Source organism: Streptomyces sp. NPDC059852 (assembly GCF_042731455.1).
Classification (GTDB): Bacteria; Actinomycetota; Actinomycetes; order Streptomycetales; family Streptomycetaceae; genus Streptomyces.
Map to the genome: position 1 here is coordinate 79,499 of NZ_JBHWJK010000016.1, position 16,912 is coordinate 96,410.

The 16,912-nt window shown below is 72.1% G+C and carries 11 protein-coding genes; 4 read left to right on the forward strand and 7 right to left on the reverse strand.

Features of this window, described 5'->3' with window-relative positions; genetic code table 11:
- Nucleotides 1–143 precede the first annotated feature (143 nt).
- The 3 genes from pepN to ACFV46_RS21215 form a co-directional block, all read right to left on the reverse strand.
- Nucleotides 144–2,639 (reverse strand): aminopeptidase N, encoded by a 2,496-nt coding sequence (pepN, locus tag ACFV46_RS21205; protein ID WP_385499214.1) that lies wholly within the window; start codon nt 2,637–2,639, stop codon nt 144–146.
- 133 nt (nt 2,640–2,772) lie between these two features.
- Nucleotides 2,773–3,138, reverse strand: a complete 366-nt coding sequence (locus ACFV46_RS21210; RefSeq protein WP_361930088.1) for a chorismate mutase — start codon at nt 3,136–3,138, stop codon at nt 2,773–2,775.
- An 11-nt stretch (nt 3,139–3,149) separates the two neighbouring features.
- A complete protein-coding gene (locus ACFV46_RS21215; protein WP_376728018.1) occupies nt 3,150–4,049 on the reverse strand; it encodes a helix-turn-helix domain-containing protein in 900 nt (299 codons plus the stop codon).
- A gap of 90 nt (nt 4,050–4,139) precedes the next feature.
- On the opposite strand from ACFV46_RS21215, the gene ACFV46_RS21220 reads away from it, so the two are divergent.
- Nucleotides 4,140–5,900, forward strand: a complete 1,761-nt coding sequence (locus ACFV46_RS21220) for a beta-galactosidase family protein (protein ID WP_385499215.1) — start codon at nt 4,140–4,142, stop codon at nt 5,898–5,900.
- Between the two features lie 9 nt (nt 5,901–5,909).
- Here the strand turns inward: ACFV46_RS21220 and ACFV46_RS21225 are convergent, their stop codons facing one another.
- On the reverse strand, nt 5,910–6,713 hold the full coding sequence (locus ACFV46_RS21225; RefSeq protein WP_385499217.1) for a S1 family peptidase: 804 nt from the start codon (nt 6,711–6,713) through the stop codon (nt 5,910–5,912).
- 159 nt (nt 6,714–6,872) lie between these two features.
- On the opposite strand from ACFV46_RS21225, the gene ACFV46_RS21230 reads away from it, so the two are divergent.
- The gene (locus ACFV46_RS21230) at nt 6,873–7,769 is read left to right on the forward strand and encodes a hypothetical protein (RefSeq protein WP_361930099.1); all 897 of its coding nucleotides are present in this window, start codon (nt 6,873–6,875) and stop codon (nt 7,767–7,769) included.
- Between the two features lie 165 nt (nt 7,770–7,934).
- Here the strand turns inward: ACFV46_RS21230 and ACFV46_RS21235 are convergent, their stop codons facing one another.
- Entirely contained in the window at nt 7,935–8,660 is a 726-nt protein-coding gene (locus tag ACFV46_RS21235) for a vWA domain-containing protein (protein WP_385499219.1), read from the reverse strand.
- Nucleotides 8,661–8,830: 170 nt separating this feature from the next.
- Between ACFV46_RS21235 and ACFV46_RS21240 the strand changes: the two genes are divergently transcribed.
- Together ACFV46_RS21240 and ACFV46_RS21245 are read left to right on the forward strand one after the other, a co-directional pair.
- Nucleotides 8,831–9,769 (forward strand): rhomboid family intramembrane serine protease, encoded by a 939-nt coding sequence (locus tag ACFV46_RS21240; RefSeq protein WP_361930104.1) that lies wholly within the window; start codon nt 8,831–8,833, stop codon nt 9,767–9,769.
- A complete protein-coding gene (locus ACFV46_RS21245; RefSeq protein ID WP_376728020.1) occupies nt 9,766–10,671 on the forward strand; it encodes a chitosanase in 906 nt (301 codons plus the stop codon). The genes ACFV46_RS21240 and ACFV46_RS21245 overlap by 4 nt, the downstream gene beginning before the upstream one ends.
- Before the next feature lie 163 nt (nt 10,672–10,834).
- Here ACFV46_RS21245 and ACFV46_RS21250 read toward each other — a convergent pair whose 3' ends face one another.
- Together ACFV46_RS21250 and gltB are read right to left on the reverse strand one after the other, a co-directional pair.
- Nucleotides 10,835–12,298 (reverse strand): glutamate synthase subunit beta, encoded by a 1,464-nt coding sequence (locus ACFV46_RS21250; protein ID WP_385499221.1) that lies wholly within the window; start codon nt 12,296–12,298, stop codon nt 10,835–10,837.
- Nucleotides 12,291–16,883, reverse strand: a complete 4,593-nt coding sequence (gene gltB, locus ACFV46_RS21255; protein WP_376728031.1) for a glutamate synthase large subunit — start codon at nt 16,881–16,883, stop codon at nt 12,291–12,293. The genes ACFV46_RS21250 and gltB overlap by 8 nt, the downstream gene beginning before the upstream one ends.
- Between the last annotated feature and the right edge of the window lie 29 nt (nt 16,884–16,912).

A 16,912-nucleotide genomic window follows, 5' to 3' on the forward strand; every position in this document is an offset into this window, starting at 1 on the left:
GGTGGCGCGACGGCACCCGGAAAGCCCCCTGACCGGAACCCGAAAGGGGGTATTTACGTTCGTCGAGCGCGTGTCGTACGGGGTGTCGCCCGTACGGCGGAGTAGGGGGCGCCGGCGGAACCGGCGCCCTGTCTCGTCGCGTCCTAGTCGTCCTGTCCTTCGCGGACGCGCAGGGCGCGGGCGAGGTCGTCGAGGTGGTCGGCGAGCCGGCGGCGCAGGGCCGGGGCGGGGTCGGCGTCCGTCAGGCAGGTCTCGCCGAGGCGCAGGGTCTCGGGGTCGACGGCGTGCGCGGGGAAGGCGTGGCGGCCGGCGGCGTCGGCGATGGCGGGGCCGCGGCGGGCCGCGACGGCGGGCGCGTCCTGGAAGTACCGGGCCACGTACGGCCGTACCAGCTCGGCCTGTTCGGGCTGCCAGAAGCCCTGGGCGGTGGCGGTGAACAGGTAGTTGGACAGGTCGTCGGAGCCGAACATGGCGTCCCAGGCGCGGGCCTTGGACTCCTCGCCGGGCAGGGCGGCCCGGCAGCGTGCGGCGCCCTCCTGGCCGGTGGCGCTGGGGTCGCGGTCGAGTTCGGCGGCGATGGCGTCCTCGTCGACGGCGCCGAGGACGGCGAGCCGGGCGAGGACGCGCCAGCGCAGGTCGGGGTCGAGTTCGGGTCCGCCGGGGACGGTGCCGTCGGCGAGCCAGGCGGCGATGGTGTCGGGGTGGGCGGCGACGTCGATGAAGTGCCGTACGGCGATCAGGCGCAGGCCGGGGTTGTCGCCGTCCTCGGTGCGGCGGATGAGGTCGCGGCACAGGTCGGCGAGCAGGGCCAGTCCGGCGGGCCGCTGCGCGGGGGTGAGGTGGCGGTCGGCGATGTGGGGGCCGGCGAAGGCGAGGACGCCCTGGACGACGGCGAGGTCGTGTTCGTGCGGGAGGTGGGTGCGGGCGGCCTCGAGGTAGGCGAGGGGGGCGAGTTCGCCGTCGCGGACGGCGTCGCGCAGGGCGTTCCAGACGACGGCGCGGGTGAGCGGGTCGGGCAGTCCGGAGAGGCTCGTGCGGACGGTGTCGAAGGACGCGGGGTCGAAGCGGACCTTGGCGTAGGTGAGGTCGCCGTCGTTGAGGAGCAGCAGTGCGGGGCGTTTGCCGACGGGCAGCGGGGCGCTCTGCGGGATGTCGAGGTCGAGGCGTTCACGCAGGGTGAGCCGGCCTTCGTCGGCGCCGAGGTCCTGGTCGTAGAGGCCGACGGCGACGCGGTGGGGGCGGCTGCCGGTGCGGTCGACGGTGAGGGCGCAGGTGCCGTTGTCGCCGGGGGCGACGGTGGGGGTGAGGGTGTCGACGCCGGTGGTGCGCAGCCAGGCGTCGGCCCAGGCGTGGACGTCGCGTTCGGTGGCGGAGGCGAGGGAGTCGATGAAGTCGGCGAGGGCGGCGTTGGCGAACTTGTGGCGGGCGAAGTGGGTGTTGATGCCGGCGAGGAAGTCCTTCTCGCCGAGCCAGGCGACGAGCTGGCGGAGCGCGGAGGCGCCCTTGGCGTAGGAGATGCCGTCGAAGTTGAGCAGGGCGGAGGCGGTGTCGTCGACGTTCTCCGGGGCGACGGGGTGGGTGGTGGGCCGCTGGTCGGCGTCGTAGCCCCAGGACTTGCGGGCGACGCCGAAGTCGGTCCAGGTGTCGGTGAAGCGGGTGGCCTCGGAGCAGATCTGGTAGCCCATGTACTCGGCGAAGGACTCGTTGAGCCAGATGTCGTCCCACCAGCGCAGGGTGACGAGGTCGCCGAACCACATGTGGGCCATCTCGTGGGCGATGACCATGGCGCGGGTCTGGCGTTCGGTGTCGGTGACGGCGGAGCGGTAGACGAACTCGTCGCGGAAGGTGACGAGGCCGGGGTTCTCCATGGCGCCGGCGTTGAACTCGGGGACGAACGCCTGGTCGTAGGAGTCGAAGGGGTAGGGCTCCTCGAACTTCTCGTGGAAGCGGTCGAAGCACTGCCGGGTGATCTCGAAGAGTTCCTCGGTGTCGGCGTCGAGGTAGGGGGCGAGGGAGCGGCGGCAGTGGATGCCGAAGGGCAGGCCGCGGTGCTCGGTGCGCGCGGAGTGCCAGGGGCCGGCGGCGACGGCGACGAGGTAGGTGGAGATCAGCGGGGTGGTGGCGGCGCGCCAGCGGCCGTCGCCGAGGTGTTCGGTGACGCCGTTGGCGAGGACGGTCCAGCCGTCGGGGGCGGTGACGGTCAGGTCGAAGACGGCCTTGAGGTCGGGCTGGTCGAAGGCGGCGAAGACGCGCTGGACGTCGTCGAGGAACAGCTGGGTGTAGACGTAGGTCTCGCCGTCGCTGGGGTCGGTGAAGCGGTGCATGCCCTCGCCGGTGCGGGAGTAGCGCATGGCGGCGTCGACGCGCAGTTCGTGTTCGCCCGCGGTGAGGCCCTTCAGGGGGAGGCGGTTGCCGTCCAGGGTCTCGGGGTCGAGGGGGCTGCCGTCGAGGGTGGCGGAGGTCAGCTGGGCCGGCTTGAGCTCGACGAAGGTGTCCGCGTCGGCGCGCGCGGTGAACGCGATGACGGTGTGCGAGTCGAAGGTGTCGTCCCCGGTGGTCAGATCGAGTGCGATCTCGTAGCGGTGGACGTCGAGGAGCTGGGCACGGGTCTGCGCTTCGTCGCGCGTCAGTACGGACATGAACGACATGCTGCCTGATGCCGCCGGTCAGGCACAGAGGAGGCCCGGTAAGGGCGTGATGTCCGGTTCACCGGGGAGGGTGTGGGGCTGAGGGGGCGGCGCCGGTCCCGGATCGGGGGGCGCCACCCCTCGGTCACTCCCCCGGGCGGGACGCGTTCGTGGCGGGTGCGGCGCCGTTGCTCTTGTCGTCGGCGATGCGTTCGTGGTGCCGGATGACCTCGGCGATGATGAAGTTCAGGAATTTCTCGGCGAACGCGGGGTCTAGTTTGGCGTTCTCGGCGAGGGTGCGCAGCCGGGCGATCTGGCGGGCCTCGCGGTCCGGGTCGGCGGGCGGCAGCTGGTGCCGGGCCTTGAGGTGGCCGACCTGCTGGGTGCACTTGAAGCGCTCGGCGAGCATGTGGACGACGGCCGCGTCGATGTTGTCGATGCTGTCGCGCAGCCGGGCGAGTTCCTCGCGGACGGCGGGGTCCACGGCACCGGGTGACGTGTTGCTGGTCATGGGCGCCCAGCCTACGGGGCGGGCGGGTCGTCCGTCGGCCCGATCCCGGGCGGATCGGCGGGGTCGGGGACCCGGTCGCTCCAGCCGCCGGGGACGGCGCGGCCCTGCTGGGCGCGGAAGCGGACCGGGGGTGTGCCGACGCGGCGGGTGAAGAGGCGGGAGAAGTAGGCGGGGTCGTCGTAGCCGACGCGGCGGGCGACGGCGGCGACGGGCAGGTCGGTGCCGGCGAGGAGTTCCTTGGCGCGGCCGAGGCGGATGCCGAGCAGGTAGTCCTTGGGGCCGCATCCGGCGCCGCGCCGGACGGCGGTGCGCAGTTCGGCCGGGGTCATGCCGTGCCGGGCCGCGTGGCCGGCGACGGTCAGCGGCAGGCAGGCGTCACGGGCGAGGGCGTCGAGGACGGGGTCGCCGTCGGGGGCGAGGTCGGCGCGGGCGCGGCGCAGGGCGACGAGGAGTTCGTGGACGGCGGCACCGGTCTCGACCTCCAGGAGGGGGTTGTCGCGGCGGGCGGCGCGGGCCATGCGCGCGATGACGGCGCGGGGTCCCGAGGCGTCGGCGAGGGGGACGACGGGGTGGCCGGGTTCGATGTGGCCGAGTTCGGTGTAGGCGGCGGTGGCGGGCCCGGTGAAGTCGACGAAGCCCTCGTCCCAGCCGGTGCCGGGGTCGGGGGCGTAGTGGTGGGGCACGCCGGGGGTGAGCCACAGCAGGGCGGGCGCGGTGACGGGGGTGCGGCGGCCGTCGGGGGTGGCGTACCAGCCGCCGCCGGCGCTGATGACGACGGCGGTGTGGTGGCCGAGGGTGCGGGGGCCGACGGTGGGCAGCCGGCCGTGCTGGAGGCCGACGCCGAGGCAGACCAGGCCGAGCCGGTGGTGGGCGGGGCCGGGGGTGAAGAACCGCATCCAGGTGCGGTACACGGGTGTCCGCCCCCTTTCCCGTGCGTGGGTCCAAGCGGTGCCGATCTTTGTCCATGGACCCGGGTGACCGCCAGGGGTGAGGGTGGCGGCATGAGCGACTTCCGGGTCGGGGACGACTGCTTTCTGCTGGACGGGCGGCCGCTGCGGCTGCTGTCGGGCGCGCTGCACTACTTCCGGGTGCACGAGGGGCACTGGGGGCACCGGCTGGCGATGCTCCGGGCGATGGGGCTGAACTGCGTGGAGACGTACGTGCCGTGGAACCGGCACGAGCCGGAGCCGGGCCGCTTCCGGGACGTGGCGGCGCTCGGACGGTTCCTGGACGCGGCGCGGGAGGCGGGGCTGTGGGCCATCGTGCGGCCGGGGCCGTACATCTGCGCCGAGTGGGAGAACGGCGGGCTGCCGTCGTGGCTGACGGCCGAGGCGGGGGCACGCGCGCGTACGGGTGACGGGCGGTATCTGCGGCGGGTGGCGGACTGGTTCGGGCGGCTGGCGCAGGAGATCATGCCCCGGCAGATCGACCGGGGCGGCCCCGTGCTGATGGTGCAGGTGGAGAACGAGTACGGCAGTTACGGCTCGGACGCGGGGTATCTGCGGCGACTGGCCCGCGTGTTGCGGGACGTGGGGGTGACGGTGCCGCTGTTCACTTCCGACGGCCCGGAGGACCACATGCTGTCCGGTGGCACCCTGCCCGGGGTGCTCGCCACCGTGAACTTCGGCTCCCACGCGCGGGAGGCGTTCGAGGCGCTGCGCCGGTACCGGCCGGACGGCCCGCTGATGTGCATGGAGTTCTGGTGCGGCTGGTTCGACCACTGGGGCGGCCGGCACACCGTGCGGGAGCCCGGGGAGGCGGCGGCGGTGCTGCGGGAGATCCTGGAGTGCGGGGCGTCGGTGAACCTGTACATGGCGCACGGCGGCACGAGTTTCGCCGGCTGGGCGGGCGCCAATCGGGGTGGCGCGCTGCACGACGGCCCGCTGGAGCCGGACGTGACGTCGTACGACTACGACGCGCCCGTGGACGAACAGGGCCGGCCGACGCCGAAGTTCTGGGCGTTCCGTGAGGTCCTCGCCGGGTACGCGGACGGCCCGCCGCCCGAACTGCCGCCCCGGCCCCCGGCGTTGGGTACCACGGCTGGGACGGAGTGGGTGGGCTGGGCGTCCCTGACGGACGTCATGGAGGCGCTGGGCGGTCCGGAGGTGCGGGCGCCGGTGCCGCCGTCGTTCGAGGACCTGGGCGTCGAGCGGGGCCTGGTGCGGTACGCGCTGGACGTGCCGGGGCCCAGGCGGCCGTATCCGCTGTCGGTGCGCGGGCTGCGGGACCTGGCCGTGGTGTACGTCGACGGGGTGCGGGCCGGGGTGCTGACCGAGGAGGAGGCGGTCCTGGAGGAGCCCGTCGCGGGGCACGCCCGCGTGGAGCTGTGGGTGGAGTCGCTGGGGCGGGTGAACTACGGGCCGCGGCTGGGCGAGGCCAAGGGGATCACCGGGGGCGTCCTGCACGAACGGCAGTATCTGCACGGCGTCCGCGCGCGGGGGCTGCGGCTGGAGGCGCTGGACGCCGTCGGGGCGGTGCGGGAGGTGGCGTCGGGCGGTGTGCCCGGGGACGGTGCCCCGGGGCTGTACCGGGGCACCGTCGTGGTGCGGGGCGCCGGTGACGCCCGGCTGGAACTGCCCGGGTGGACCCGCGGGTTCGTGTGGGTCGACGGCTTCTGCCTGGGCCGCTACTGGTCGGCGGGCCCCCAGAGCGCGCTGTACGTACCCGGGCCGGTCCTGCGGGAGGGCGTCAACGACGTGTGGCTGCTGGAGCTGGAGGGCGCGGACCCCGCCGCTCCCGGTCCGCTCCTGCGCCCCGTGTGAGGGGCCCGCCTAGAGGGCGTCCGCCGCGCGGGCGATGTCCTTGGCGAAGTGGCTGACCTCCGTGTAGACGCCGGGCACACCCGTGCGGGCGCAGCCGTCGCCCCAGCTGACGATGCCGACCTGGATCCACTTGCCGGCGTCGTCCTTGCGGAACATGGGGCCGCCGGAGTCGCCCTGGCAGGTGTCGATGCCGCCGGACTGCCAGCCGGCGCACAGTTCCTCCTTCGACACCAGCCGGTTGCCGTAGTGGCGCTTGCAGGTGCGGTCCGCGACGAAGGGGACGGTGGCCTTGCGGAGCTTGGTCGTGCCCGTGTTGGCCCCCTCCTTCATGTCACCCCATCCGGCGATCGTGAACATGCCGCGGTTGTAGCGGTCCGTGGTGGCGATCTTCAGCGTCGGCCTGTCGATCGGCCGGGCCAGCTTGATCAGCGCCCAGTCCTTGCCGGTGCCGTCGTAGCCGGTGGCCACCTTGACCTTGGTCGACTTGACCTTGATCGCGGAGGAGGAGGTCAGGTCGTTGACGCCGGCGGTGACGGTGATGCCGGTGTTCGGGCCGGAGCGGTCCATGCAGTGGGCGGCGGTGAGGACGACGTCCTTCTTGTAGAGCGCCCCGCCGCAGCCCATGGAGAGGTGGACCATGAACGGGAACTCGTTCTGCGCGGCGGTCGTCCCACCGACGACGCGGGTGGACGGGGTGTCGGCGTGCGCGGTGAGGGGCTGCAGCGAGGCGACCGCGAGCGCGACGGCGCCCACCGCCGCGGCTCGGGTGGCCAGGGATATGCCGGTTCTTCTCGGCGGGCTCTGGGTCAACATACGTCCTTTCATGGCGTGTTGAGCGGCCCGCAGTATGAAGATCGGCCAGGTGGTGTGGCAAGGACGGATCTCACGCCGGGGCGGTGGAACCGCGGCGGGGAAATCCCCCTCACCTCCCCGTAGAGTGGAATCGGGTTCGAGACGTCCTGGGGGTGCGGCGTGGCGAACGGCGGACCGGTCGAGCACGGCTTTCCGCATCTGGAGACGGTGCGGGCGTCGATCACCGCGCTGTACCGGCGTCTGTCGTACGACACCGTGCGGACCTTCGGGGCCAGCGTGGCGCCCGCGGACGTGGCGTTCGGCGACGTCGACGATCTGCATCTGGGGGCGCAGCGGGTGGCGCGCGAGCTGGTGCGGCACTTCCGGTTGCCGGACGCGCGCCTGGTCGTGGGGTTCCGGGAGATGGGGCACGCGGCGAACGTCGAACTGACGGCGGGCCCCGAGTACTTCGTCGAGCTGAACGACCGCTTCCGTACGCATCGGCGGGACATCGGGGCGGCGCTGGCGCACGAGGTGACCCATGTGTATCTGCACCGGCTGGACCTGTCGTTCCCCGGCACCCGGGACAACGAGATCCTGACGGACACGGTGAGCACGTACCTGGGCGCGGGCTGGCTGCTGCTGGACGCCTACCGGGAGGACGCCGTCTCCTCGCAGAAGCTGGGCTATCTGACGCCGGAGGAGTTCGGGTACGTCCTCGCCAAGCGGTCGCTGCTGTTCGGTGAGGACCCGTCGGTGTGGTTCACCAGCCCGCAGGCGTACACGGCGTACGGCAAGGGCATGGAGCGGGCGCGTGAGGACGCGCGGCAGCCTCCGCTGACGGCCGCGGGCTGGGCGGGCCGCAGGCGCTACGCCCATGACCGGCGCCGCGCGCGGGAGCACGGGGAGGGCGGGGAGCGGCCGGGGGTGCCGTACGCGTTCACCCCGGAGGGCGGGGAGCCGCTCAGGGTGTCGTTCCCGTGCCCGACGTGCCGGCAGCGGATCCGGGTGCCGGTGCGGGGTCGGATCCGCGCCCGGTGCGGGCTGTGCCGGACGGTGCTGGAGTGCGACACCTGACGGGGACGTGCGCGGTCGGGTCCCGTACACGCGGCGCGGCGGTGTCGCCTCCCGGAGCAGTCTCCGTGCCGTCTCCCCCGCCTTGGCCTCGGCGAAGACGTCCTCGGTCATCCGGGTGCGGGCCGGTGCTGCGGGGCGCGCGCCTGCGGTGAGCTCCGGACGGCGTCAGGCGGAGGGCACGATGCCCCGCGCCCGCGCCGCCCCCAGCCACCTTGGGAACTCCCCGACGAGACGGTCGTACAGCTCGTCGTCCGGCATCGCCGACGGGTCCGGGCCGGCGTGGAAGAAGCCGGCGTTGTCGACGATCCGCTGGTCCGGCACCGGGAGGTCGTCGAGCCGGCGCAGGAAGTCGAACTGCTTGCTCCCCCGGTCGCCGAACCCGACGAACTGCCAGAACAGCGGGAGCCGCGCCGCCTTGCACAGGTAGCGCTCGGCGGCGAGCCGGTTGATGGGCCCGCCGTCGGTCTGGAAGACGACCAGGGCCGGCTCCCTCGACCCGCTGTCCAGATAGTGGTCGATGACGGCGTCCATGGCCAGGTGGTAGCTGGTCCTGCCCATGTGCCCGAGCCCGGACACGATCCGCTCGATCCGGCCCCGGTGGGTCTCCAGCGCGATCTCGGTGACGGCGTCGACGTCCGTGGAGAAGAAGACGACCGGGACCCTGCCGTCGTCGTCCAGGTGGGCCGAGAGCCCAAGCACCCGGTCGGCCAGGGCCTGCACACTGCCGTCCTTGTAGAACGGCTTCATCGACCCGGAGTAGTCCACCACCAGGTAGACGGCGGCCCGCGTCCCGTCCAGTCCGTGCTTGCGGAGCGACACCCCGGCGCTGCGGTACGGGCCCACCAGCGCGGGCGCGGTCTCCTCCACCTTGCTCAGACTGATCGCGGCCATGTCCCCTGCCCCCTCGTACGGCGCCCCGGCGGCCCGACCCTACGCCACACCCGTCCCGCTCCCCCCGTCCGTTCTGCACCGGCATTCGATTTCGGCACCGGGGTTCGATATTTTGTTCGCCGCCGTCCCCATCGGCTCACCGTTCATTCGAATCCTCCAGGGAGCCGGCAGTGGAGCCCGAGTCCACCGACGCAGCCGTCACGACGTGCTACCGCCACCCCAAGGTGGAGTCCCATGTGCGCTGCACGCGCTGCGAGCGCTACATCTGCCCGTCCTGTATGCGGGAGGCGGCCGTCGGGCACCAGTGCGTGGAGTGCGTGAAGGAGGGGGCGCGCTCGGTCCGGCAGGCCCGTACGCTCGTCGGCGGACGGATCACGAGCACGCCGCTGGTGACCTCGGTCCTGATCGGCCTGAACCTGGTCGCCTACCTGGCCGAGCTGGCCCGCCCGGAGCTGGTCGACCGGTTCGCGATGGTGTCCGCCCGCCTGACCGGGCCGGACGGCGCCTTCTACGTCTACCAGCCCGGGCACCCGCCCGGCTTCGAGCCGTCCGGCCTGGTCGCCGGGGAGTGGGAGCGGTTGCTCACCAGCGGCTTCCTCCACCTGCCGCCGACGGAGGGCACCTTCGGGCTGCTGCACATCGTGCTGAACATGCTCGCGCTGTGGCAGCTCGGCCGGGTCGTGGAGCCCATGCTGGGGCGGCTGCGGTTCGTCGCGCTGTACCTGCTGGCGACGCTCGGCGGCTCGGTCTTCGAGCTGCTGCTGACCGACGTGAACACGGAGTCGCTGGGCGCGTCCGGCGCGATCTTCGGACTGGGCGCCGCCTACTACGTGCTGGCCCGCCGGATCGGCGCGGACATGCGCTCCGTCAACCGGTTCATGGTGTTCCTGCTGCTGTGGATGCTGCTGTCCGCGGGTCTGACCTCCTGGCAGGGGCACCTCGGCGGACTGCTGACCGGCGCGGCGGTGACCGCCGCCCTCGCCTACGCCCCGCGCGGACCGCGCCAGACCCTGATCCAGGCGGCCGCGTGCGCGGGCGTCCTCGTCCTGCTGGCCGTGGCCGCCTTCGCCAAGGTCTCCGAGCTGACCGGTGGAGGAATACCCCAGTGAAGCGTTCCGGCATCCTGATCTTCGCGGCGGCGCCGCTGGCGCTCACCGCGGCGGCGTACTTCCTCATGCCCACCGACTCCGCCGACAGCCCGGCCTCCCCGACCGTCAGCGCCCAGGAGGCGGCCCGGCAGGACGCCAAGTCCCGCGCGGAGAAGGAGCGGTCGGCGGACGACGAGCTGATCGCGGACCAGCCGCCCGGCCTCGCCGCCCCGGCCACGAAGACGCTGGCCCAGCAACTGGTGTCCAGCGCCGAGAACTCCACCCTGAACTGGCGTGACACCTTCGGCTACATCGAGGACATCGGCGACGGCCAGGGCTACACGGCGGGCATCATCGGCTTCTGCACCGGCACGAACGACCTGCGGATCCTGGTCGAGCGCTACACCGCCGACCACCCGGACAACGGGCTCGCGAAGTACCTGCCCGCGCTGCGCGCCGTCGACGGCACCGACTCGCACGAGGGCCTGGACCCCGGCTTCACCGAGGCGTGGAAGGCGGAGGCCCGCAAGCCCGCGTTCCAGCAGGCGCAGCTCGACGAACGCGACCGCTCCTACTTCGAGCCCGCGGTGCGCCTCGCCAAGCTCGACGGGCTGGGGACCCTCGGCCAGTTCATCTACTACGACGCGATGGTCTTCCACGGCCCCGGCATCGACGACGACGGCTTCTACGTGCTGCGCGAACGCGCCCAGCGCGAGGCGGACACCCCCGCCCAGGGCGGCTCCGAGAAGGAGTACCTGGACATCTTCCTGGACATCCGCCGCGAGGCCATGAAGGACAAGCGCCCCGGCATCGACACCAGCCGCATCGACACCGCCCAGCGGCAGTTCCTCTACGACGGCAACCTCGAGCTGAAGCCGCCGCTGAGGTGGAAGGTGTACGGGGAGACGTACCACCTGCCGTAGACGGGCGTCCCGGGCTGTCCGAACGGCCCCGGGCATGCCGACGGCGCCTGCCCGTTCGTCCGGTCGGGGACGAGGCAGACGCCGTCTCGGGGGGTCCGGGGGAAGCCCCCGGATTTCCCGCCCGTACGCCGTTGTACGGGACGTTCTCGGATGATCCGCGGGATCAGACCGCCAGGGCGCGGTCCGTCGGGCGGATCGGGGCCGGCAGCTCGCTGGCGCCGGTCAGGAAGCGGTCGCAGCCGCGGGCGGCCGAGCGGCCCTCGGCGATCGCCCACACGATGAGCGACTGACCGCGGCCCGCGTCACCGGCGACGAACACACCGGGCACGTTGGTCTGGAAGTCGGCGTCGCGGGCGATGTTGCCGCGCTCGTCGAGCTCCAGGCCGAACTGCTCGACCAGGCCGTTCTCCCGGTCGGTGCCGGTGAAGCCCATCGCGAGGGTGACCAGCTGGGCGGGGATCTTGCGCTCCGTGCCCGGCTTCTGGGTCAGCTTGCCGTCGACGAACTCGACCTCGGTGAGGTGCAGCCACTGGACGTTGCCGTCCTCGTCGCCCTCGAAGTGGGTGGTGGAGACGGCGTAGACCCGCTCGCCGCCCTCCTCGTGCGCGGACGTCACCTTGTACAGCATCGGGAACGTCGGCCACGGCTGGGTGACGTTGTTCCGCTCGTCGTTCGGGCGGGGCATGATCTCCAGCTGCGTCACCGAGGCCGCGCCCTGGCGGTGGGCGGTGCCCACGCAGTCGGCGCCGGTGTCGCCGCCGCCGATGACGACGACGTGCTTGCCCTCGGCGGAGATCGGGGAGGTGACGTAGTCGCCCTCCTGGACCTTGTTCGCCAGCGGCAGGTACTCCATCGCCTGGTGGACGCCCTTCAGCTCGCGGCCGGGGACGGGCAGGTCACGGGCGGTGGTGGCGCCGGCGGCGATGACGACGGCGTCGTACCGCTTCTTCAGGTCGGTCGCCTTGAGGTCACGGCCGATCTCGACGCCGGTGCGGAAGCGGGTGCCCTCCGCGCGCATCTGCTCGATACGGCGGTTGATGTGCCGCTTCTCCATCTTGAACTCGGGGATGCCGTAGCGCAGCAGGCCGCCGATGCGGTCGGCGCGCTCGTACACGGCCACGGTGTGGCCGGCCCGGGTCAGCTGCTGGGCGGCGGCAAGACCCGCCGGGCCCGAGCCGATGACGGCGACGGTCTTGCCGGACAGGCGCTCCGGGATCTGCGGGACGACGTCCCCAGTCTCCCACGCCTTGTCGATGATCGAGACCTCGACGTTCTTGATGGTGACCGGCGGCTGGTTGATGCCGAGCACGCACGCCGACTCGCAGGGCGCGGGGCAGAGGCGACCGGTGAACTCCGGGAAGTTGTTGGTCGCGTGCAGCCGCTCCTGGGCGGCCGCCCAGTCCTCGCGGTAGGCGTAGTCGTTCCACTCCGGGATGAGGTTCCCGAGCGGACAGCCGTTGTGGCAGAACGGGATGCCGCAGTCCATGCACCGGCTGGCCTGCTTGCTGATGATCGGCAGCAGGGAGCCGGGGACGTAGACCTCGTTCCAGTCCTTCAGCCGCACGTCGACGGGGCGGGACTTGGCGACCTCGCGCCCGTGGTTGAGAAAGCCCTTGGGATCAGCCATTGGTCGCCGCCTCCATCATCTTCTCGGTGATCTCGGTCTCGGTGAGACCGGCTCGCTCGGCGGCGTCCTTGGCGGCGAGCACTGCCTTGTACGTGCTGGGGATGATCTTGCTGAAGCGGTCCACCGCGGTGTCCCACTCGGCGAGGAGCTTCTCGGCGACCGTGGACCCGGTCTCCTCCTGGTGGCGGCGCACGACGTCGTGCAGCCACTGCTTGTCGGCCTCGTCGAGCGCCTCGACGGCGCCCACGTTGCCGACGTTGACGTTGTCCCGGTCGAGGTCGATCACGTAGGCCACGCCACCGGACATGCCGGCCGCGAAGTTGCGGCCCGTCTCGCCGAGGACCACCGCGTGACCGCCGGTCATGTACTCGCAGCCGTGGTCGCCCACGCCCTCGGAGACGACCAGCGCGCCGGAGTTGCGGACGCAGAACCGCTCGCCGGTCCGGCCGCGCAGGAACAGCTCGCCGCCGGTCGCGCCGTACGCGATCGTGTTGCCCGCGATCGTCGAGTACTCGGCGAGGTGGTCGGCGGCCCGGTCGGGCCGGACCACGATGCGCCCGCCGGACAGGCCCTTGCCGACGTAGTCGTTGGCGTCGCCCTCCAGGCGCAGCGTGACACCGCGCGGGAGGAAGGCGCCGAAGGACTGGCCCGCGGAACCGGTGAAGGTGATGTCGATGGTGTCGTCGGGCAGGCCCGCGCCACCGAACTTCTTCGTCACCTCGTGGCCGAGCATGGTGCCGACCGTGCGGTTGATGTTGCGGACCTTGACCTGGGCGCGCACGGGCTGGGCGTCGTTCGCGGACTCGGCGGCGAGGGCGTCGGCGGCGAGCTTGATGAGCTCGTTGTCGAGCGCCTTCTCCAGGCCGTGGTCCTGCTCGACCAGCTGGTGGCGCACCGCGCCGGCCGGCAGGTCGGGCACGTGGAACAGCGGCTCCAGGTCGAGGCCCTGCGCCTTCCAGTGGTCGACCGCGCGGGTCACGTCGAGCGCCTCGGCGTGGCCGACGGCCTCCTCGATGGAGCGGAAGCCCAGCTCGGCGAGGAGCTCGCGGACCTCTTCGGCGATGTACCGGAAGAAGTTGACGATGTACTCGGCCTTGCCGGAGAAGCGGTCGCGCAGCACCGGGTTCTGGGTGGCGATGCCGACCGGGCAGGTGTCCAGGTGGCAGACGCGCATCATGACGCAGCCGGAGACGACGAGCGGCGCGGTCGCGAAACCGAACTCCTCGGCGCCGAGCAGCGCGGCGATGACGACGTCACGGCCGGTCTTCAGCTGGCCGTCCGTCTGGACGACGATCCGGTCGCGCAGGCCGTTGAGCAGCAGGGTCTGCTGGGTCTCGGCGAGGCCGAGCTCCCAGGGGCCGCCCGCGTGCTTCAGCGAGGTCAGCGGGGAGGCACCGGTGCCGCCGTCGTGGCCGGAGATGAGGACGACGTCCGCGTGCGCCTTGGACACACCGGCCGCGACCGTGCCGACGCCGACCTCGGAGACCAGCTTGACGTGGATGCGGGCCTTCGGGTTGGCGTTCTTCAGGTCGTGGATCAGCTGGGCGAGATCCTCGATGGAGTAGATGTCGTGGTGCGGCGGCGGGGAGATGAGGCCCACGCCCGGCGTCGAGTGACGCGTCTTCGCGACCCACGGGTAGACCTTGTGGCCGGGCAGCTGGCCGCCCTCGCCGGGCTTGGCGCCCTGGGCCATCTTGATCTGGATGTCGTCGGCGTTGACCAGGTACTCGCTCGTCACACCGAAGCGGCCGGAGGCGACCTGCTTGATGGACGACCGGCGCGCCGGGTCGTACAGACGGTCCGGGTCCTCGCCGCCCTCACCGGTGTTGGACTTGCCGCCCAGCTGGTTCATGGCGATGGCGAGGGTCTCGTGCGCCTCCTTGGAGATGGAGCCGTACGACATGGCGCCGGTGGAGAAGCGCTTGACGATCTCGCTGACCGGCTCGACCTCCTCGACGGGGATCGAGGGGCGGTCGGACTTGAAGCCGAACAGGCCGCGCAGCGTCATCAGGCGCTCGGACTGCTCGTTCACACGGGCCGTGTACTTCTTGAAGATGTCGTAGCGGCCGGTGCGCGTGGAGTGCTGGAGGCGGAAGACGGTCTCCGGGTCGAACAGGTGCGGCTCGCCCTCGCGGCGCCACTGGTACTCGCCGCCGATCTCCAGGGCGCGGTGCGCCGGGGCGATGCCGGAGGCCGGGTAGGCCTTGGCGTGCCGGGCGGCGACCTCCTTGGCGACGACGTCGATGCCGACGCCGCCGATCTTGCTGGTGGTGCCGTTGAAGTACTTCTCGACGAACGCCTCCTCGAGACCGACGGCCTCGAAGACCTGGGCGCCGCGGTAGGAGGCGACGGTGGAGATGCCCATCTTGGACATGACCTTCAGCACGCCCTTGCCGAGGGCGTAGATCAGGTTCCGGATGGCCTGCTCGGCCTCGATGCCGGGCAGGAAGGTGCCGGCGCGGACCAGGTCCTCGACGGACTCCATGGCCAGGTACGGGTTGACCGCGGCGGCGCCGTAGCCGATGAGCAGGGCGACGTGGTGGACCTCGCGGACGTCGCCGGCCTCGACCAGCAGGCCCACGTGGGTGCGCTGCTTGGTGCGGATGAGGTGGTGGTGGACGGCCGCGGTGAGCAGCAGCGACGGGATCGGCGCGTGCTCGGCGTCGGAGTGGCGGTCCGACAGGACGATCAGCCGGGCGCCGTTCTCGATGGCGGCGTCGGCCTCGGTGCAGATCTCCTCGATGCGCGCGGCGAGGGCGTCGCCGCCGCCGGAGACCCGGTACAGGCCGGAGAGGGTCGCGGCCTTGAAGCCGGGCATGTCGCCGTCGGCGTTGATGTGGATGAGCTTGGCCAGCTCGTCGTTGTCGATCACCGGGAAGGGCAGGGTGACCGAGCGACAGGAGGCGGCGGTCGGCTCCAGCAGGTTGCCCTGCGGGCCCAGCGAGGAGCGCAGCGAGGTGACGAGCTCCTCGCGGATGGCGTCCAGCGGCGGGTTGGTGACCTGCGCGAACAGCTGGGTGAAGTAGTCGAAGAGCAGCCGGGGGCGGTCGCTCAGCGCGGCGATCGGCGAGTCGGTGCCCATCGAGCCGATCGGCTCCGCGCCGGCCTTCGCCATCGGCGCGAGGATGATGCGCAGCTCTTCCTCGGTGTAGCCGAAGGTCTGCTGGCGGCGGGTGACCGAGGCGTGGGTGTGCACGATGTGCTCACGCTCGGGCAGGTCCGACAGCTCGATCTCGCCGGCCTCCAGCCACTCCGCGTACGGCTGCTCGCCGGCGAGGGACGCCTTGATCTCGTCGTCCTCGATGATGCGGTGCTCGGCGGTGTCGACGAGGAACATCCGGCCCGGCTGGAGGCGGCCCTTGCGGACGACCTTGGCGGGGTCGATGTCGAGGACGCCGACCTCGGAGCCGAGGACGACGAGGCCGTCGTCGGTGACCCAGTAGCGGCCGGGGCGCAGGCCGTTGCGGTCGAGGACCGCGCCGACCTGGGTGCCGTCGGTGAAGGTGACGCAGGCCGGGCCGTCCCAGGGCTCCATCATCGTGGAGTGGAACTGGTAGAAGGCGCGGCGGGCCGGGTCCATGGAGTCGTGGTTCTCCCACGCCTCCGGGATCATCATCAGCACCGAGTGCGGCAGGGAGCGGCCGCCGAGGTGCAGCAGCTCCAGGACCTCGTCGAAGGAGGCGGAGTCGGAGGCGTCCGGGGTGCACACCGGGAAGACGCGCTCCAGGCCCTTGTCGCCGAACAGGTCGGAGACCAGCTGCGACTCGCGGGCCCGCATCCAGTTGCGGTTGCCCTTGACGGTGTTGATCTCACCGTTGTGGGCGACGAAGCGGTAGGGGTGCGCGAGCGGCCACGACGGGAAGGTGTTCGTGGAGAAGCGCGAGTGGACGAGCGCGATCGCGGAGGCGAAGCGGCGGTCGGACAGGTCCGGGAAGAAGGGCTCGAGCTGGCCGGTGGTCAGCATGCCCTTGTAGACGATGGTGCGGGCCGACAGCGAGGGGAAGTAGACCCCGGCCTCGCGCTCGGCGCGCTTGCGCAGGACGAACGCCTTGCGGTCGAGGGCGATGTCCGTGGAGGTGCCGTCCGCGACGAAGATCTGGCGGAAGGCCGGCATCGTCGAGCGGGCGGTGGCGCCGAGCAGCTCGGGGGCGACCGGGACCTCGCGCCAGCCGAGGACGTCGAGGCCCTCCTCGGCGGCGATCGTCTCGATGCGCGCGACGGCGTCCTCGGTCCCGTCCTCCGGCAGGAAGGCGATGCCGACGGCGTAGGCGCCGGCCTCGGGGAGCTCGAACCCGGCGACCTCGCGCAGGAAGGCGTCCGGCACCTGGGAGAGGATGCCGGCGCCGTCACCCGAGTCGGGCTCGGAGCCGGTGGCGCCGCGGTGCTCGAGATTGCGCAGAACGGTCAGCGCCTGCTCGACCAGCGTGTGGCTCGCCTCTCCGGTGAGGGTGGCCACGAAGCCGACGCCGCAGGCGTCGTGCTCGTCGCGGGGGTCGTACATACCCTGCGCAGCAGGGCGAGCATCCATGAAGGACCAGTTCTGGCCATTCGCGGAGTGCTGGGACGGCTGGCGCGGCGTACGCATCGGCTCTCCCGTCGTCGTCATTTGGCTGG

Coding starts and splice junctions, on each gene's coding strand:
- pepN (WP_385499214.1), bottom strand. CDS start 2,639: ATGTCCGTACTGACGCGCGACGAAGCGCAGACCCGTGCCCAGCTCCTC.
- ACFV46_RS21250 (WP_385499221.1), bottom strand. CDS start 12,298: ATGGCTGATCCCAAGGGCTTTCTCAACCACGGGCGCGAGGTCGCCAAG.
- gltB (WP_376728031.1), bottom strand. CDS start 16,883: ATGCGTACGCCGCGCCAGCCGTCCCAGCACTCCGCGAATGGCCAGAAC.
- ACFV46_RS21225 (WP_385499217.1), bottom strand. CDS start 6,713: ATGTTGACCCAGAGCCCGCCGAGAAGAACCGGCATATCCCTGGCCACC.
- ACFV46_RS21210 (WP_361930088.1), bottom strand. CDS start 3,138: ATGACCAGCAACACGTCACCCGGTGCCGTGGACCCCGCCGTCCGCGAG.
- ACFV46_RS21235 (WP_385499219.1), bottom strand. CDS start 8,660: ATGGCCGCGATCAGTCTGAGCAAGGTGGAGGAGACCGCGCCCGCGCTG.
- ACFV46_RS21220 (WP_385499215.1), top strand. CDS start 4,140: ATGAGCGACTTCCGGGTCGGGGACGACTGCTTTCTGCTGGACGGGCGG.